Genomic DNA, 2,760 nt, shown 5'->3' with positions numbered 1-2,760 from the left:
CCGGGCGTCTTCCCGCCCGTGCAGCACGGCGAACAGGTGCTGGTCGACGGCAGCCTGGTGAACATCGTGCCGGCGGCGCTGGCCCGCTCGATGGGCGCCGACGTGGTGCTGGCCGTCGACGTCTCCGGCCCGCTGCCGCGCCGCGCGCCGACCACCCTGCTGCACGTCATGGTGGCGGTCAGCACGCTGCAGCCGGGCGGGTCGCAGCGCTTGGCCGAGGAGGCCGACCTGGTGATCTGCCCCAAGGTCGACGAGTACGCGTTCTGGGAGCTGTCGCGGATCGCGGAGTTCGAGGAGGCCGGCCGGGTGGCGACCGAGCAGGCGCTCCCCGTGATCGAGGCCCTGATCACGACGGCGGAGGCCCGTCGCGCCTGGCAGCGGACTCTGGAGAGCTGACCGCCGATCACCTGCCGCCCGGGCGGGGACGGCCGGCCGAGCGTGACGTCAGGGCGTCGCCGTAGCGAGTGGCGTGCGCCGCCATCTCCCGCATGCCGCTGCGCGATGCCAGGCGCTGCAACGCGTCCACCCAGGTCGCGACGTCCGGGTGGTGGTGACGCAGGCCCAGCTCGCACTGCGTGTCAAGGATGTACGCGTCCAGCCAGACGTACGGATCGGCCAGCCGGTTGGACCGTGACCGCGCGTCGGCCAGCAGGGCGAAGGCACCGTCCGTCTCGCCTGCGGCCTCCGCCACCAGCGCGAGCGACCGCGCGGACATCCCCTCCCAGCACGGGTCGCCGAGCCGGCAGGCGCGCGCGAAGGCCTGCTGCGACAGGCCATGGGCGAGGTCGGTCTCGCCCATGGCCAGATGGACGTCGCCGCGCATCGCCTGCGGCCACGGCAGGAAGGCCAGCCAGTGGTCCCGCTCGGCGAGCCGCATGGACAGATCGAGGCGGTGCGCCGCGGCGTCGAGGTCGCCGGTCAGCAGGTGCACGCGGCCGGCCATCGAGTGGGCGTAGGACTCGGTGCGAGCGTCATGCGCCGCCCCCGCCCCGCGATCGAAGAGATCCCGCGCCCGGTCGTAATCGGCGCGGTCGCTCGCCACGGCTCCGAGATAGGTGGTGACCCGCGCCGCGACCGCCGGGGCCGCGTCGGCCAGCGCCTCACCGAGCCGGCGTTCGGCACGGTCGTAGCGGGCGCGCAGGAAGTCCACGTACCCGATCTCGGTGCGTGCCTCCGCCGCCGCCTCCAGGTCCTTCGCCACCAGCGCGATGCGCTCGGCCTCGTAGAGCGAGGCCAGCCCTTCCTCGTCCATGCCGCGCAGCGAATGGATCAGCGCCTCGGCCAGCTTGACGCGGGCGGTGAGCCGCAACCGGCCGGCATCGGCGCGGTCGGCCAGCCCGACCGCCGCCCGCAGGGAACGCACGCCGGTCTCGACCGCCCCGGCCGCGACCGCGGCGGCGCCGGACTCCACGATCGCCTCGATGGACGCCAGGTCGGTGGTGGGGTCGGGCGTCTGCCGCGACGCGCGCGCGGCCTCTTCGATCGCCATTGACGGGGGTACGCCCAACTCGCGCTCGAAGAGCTCGATGACCGCCCGATGCTGCTTGTCCGCCGCGTCGTCGTCGCCGGCCAGCCGGTACAGACGGATCACCAGGGCCTGATGGTTCTCGTCGAGGGGGTTCATCGCCGCCGCGCGCACCGCCAGCACGCGCGCGGCCACCGGATCGCCGGCGGCCAGCCGGCCCAGGGCGGCCTCGTGCAGGATCGCCTCCGTCGCGGCGGCGACCCGGCGGCGTTCGGAGAGCAGCCACGACTCGAAGGCGGGCGCACCGCGCACGACCACGCCCTCGAGCAGATCCCCGCCCAGTCCGGGCAGCTCGAGCGCGGCGCCCCACGACCCCCGGCTGAGGACGTCGACGTCGACCACGGCACCGGGTGGCAGCCGCAGCACGACCGGGTCGCCGTCCACGGGCAGGCCCAGGCTCCGCCGGATCTCGGTCAGCCCCCAGCGCAGCGCCCGCGGCGGATCGTCGGCCTCGGCGTACAGCATGGCCGCCAGCCGGGCCCGGGTCGGCGGCCGCTCGGCGAGCAGCAGACAGGCCAGCAGGGCCCAGCTCTTGCGGCTGCGGACCTGGTAGGGCCCCCCGTCGGACCGCTCGACCGACGGGGGACCCAGCAGGCGGATGACGAGACCCAACTCAGCCCTCGGAACTGATCGGGTAGATCTCGTCGGCGACCAGCCCGTGCGCCTTGCGATGGACGGCGTTCGCCGTCTCCGCGTCGGGCGCTTCGACCAGGCAGAAGATCTTCCCGGCCTCTTCGTCGACCCAGTACTTCAAGTAGTTCACGCCGAAGTCCCCTTGCGTTGCCAGGTCGGCGTCGTGGGCGGCGGCGACGTCCTTCGCCGAGACGCCGCCCTCCATGTGGTGAATATCCATGAACCGTGTCATGGGTTCATGAAAGACCGCCGCTGTTTGACAGCGTGTTTGACGCTACTCGAAACCCTCCGCGATCAGTTGCTCGCCGATCCGCCGTAACGCGCTGCGCATCCGCCACTTGGCGGTTCCTTCGGTGATGTTCAGCGACCGGGCCACCTGGCGGTAGGTCAAGCCGTCGTAATAGGCCAGCTCGATCGCCTGCCGGTGCAGCGCGGGCAGATCGGTCACCGCCTTGCGGACCTGCTTGTGCGCGGTCGAGTCCAGCAGCTCGTCCTCGAACGACTCGGCAGCCGGCTCCGCGCCCGCCGCCGTGGTGCGCTCGCGGGCATGGCTGCGGCGCACCCAGTCGATGGCGCGGCGGCGGGCGATCATGCACAGCCCG

At 73.1% G+C, this 2,760-nt stretch carries 3 protein-coding genes and 1 pseudogene; 1 reads left to right on the top strand and 3 read right to left on the bottom strand.

Annotated elements, in window-relative coordinates; genetic code table 11:
- A pseudogene (locus AB0M20_RS36445) lies at positions 1-396 on the top strand (patatin); the annotation flags it as partial.
- Positions 397-403: 7 nt separating this feature from the next.
- Here the strand turns inward: AB0M20_RS36445 and AB0M20_RS36440 are convergent.
- From AB0M20_RS36440 to AB0M20_RS36430, 3 genes are all read right to left on the bottom strand, one after another.
- Positions 404-2,137, bottom strand: a complete 1,734-nt coding sequence (locus AB0M20_RS36440) for a BTAD domain-containing putative transcriptional regulator (protein WP_364305217.1) — start codon at positions 2,135-2,137, stop codon at positions 404-406.
- Between the two features lies 1 nt (position 2,138).
- On the bottom strand, positions 2,139-2,390 hold the full coding sequence (locus tag AB0M20_RS36435) for a DUF4242 domain-containing protein (RefSeq protein WP_364305215.1): 252 nt from the start codon (positions 2,388-2,390) through the stop codon (positions 2,139-2,141).
- A 42-nt stretch (positions 2,391-2,432) separates the two neighbouring features.
- On the bottom strand, positions 2,433-2,760 hold a 328-nt coding region (locus AB0M20_RS36430; protein ID WP_364305213.1), incomplete at its 5' end, for a sigma-70 family RNA polymerase sigma factor.

This window comes from Actinoplanes sp. NPDC051633 (genome assembly GCF_040681735.1).
Classification (GTDB): Bacteria; Actinomycetota; Actinomycetes; order Mycobacteriales; family Micromonosporaceae; genus Actinoplanes.
The sequence above is the reverse complement of the archived record's forward strand: the minus strand, read 5'-3'. Positions and strand labels throughout refer to the sequence as shown.

What these genes read in the sequence shown, in the direction of transcription:
- AB0M20_RS36435 (WP_364305215.1), bottom strand. Translation starts at nt 2,390, where the DNA reads ATGACACGGTTCATGGATATTCACCACATGGAGGGCGGCGTCTCGGCG.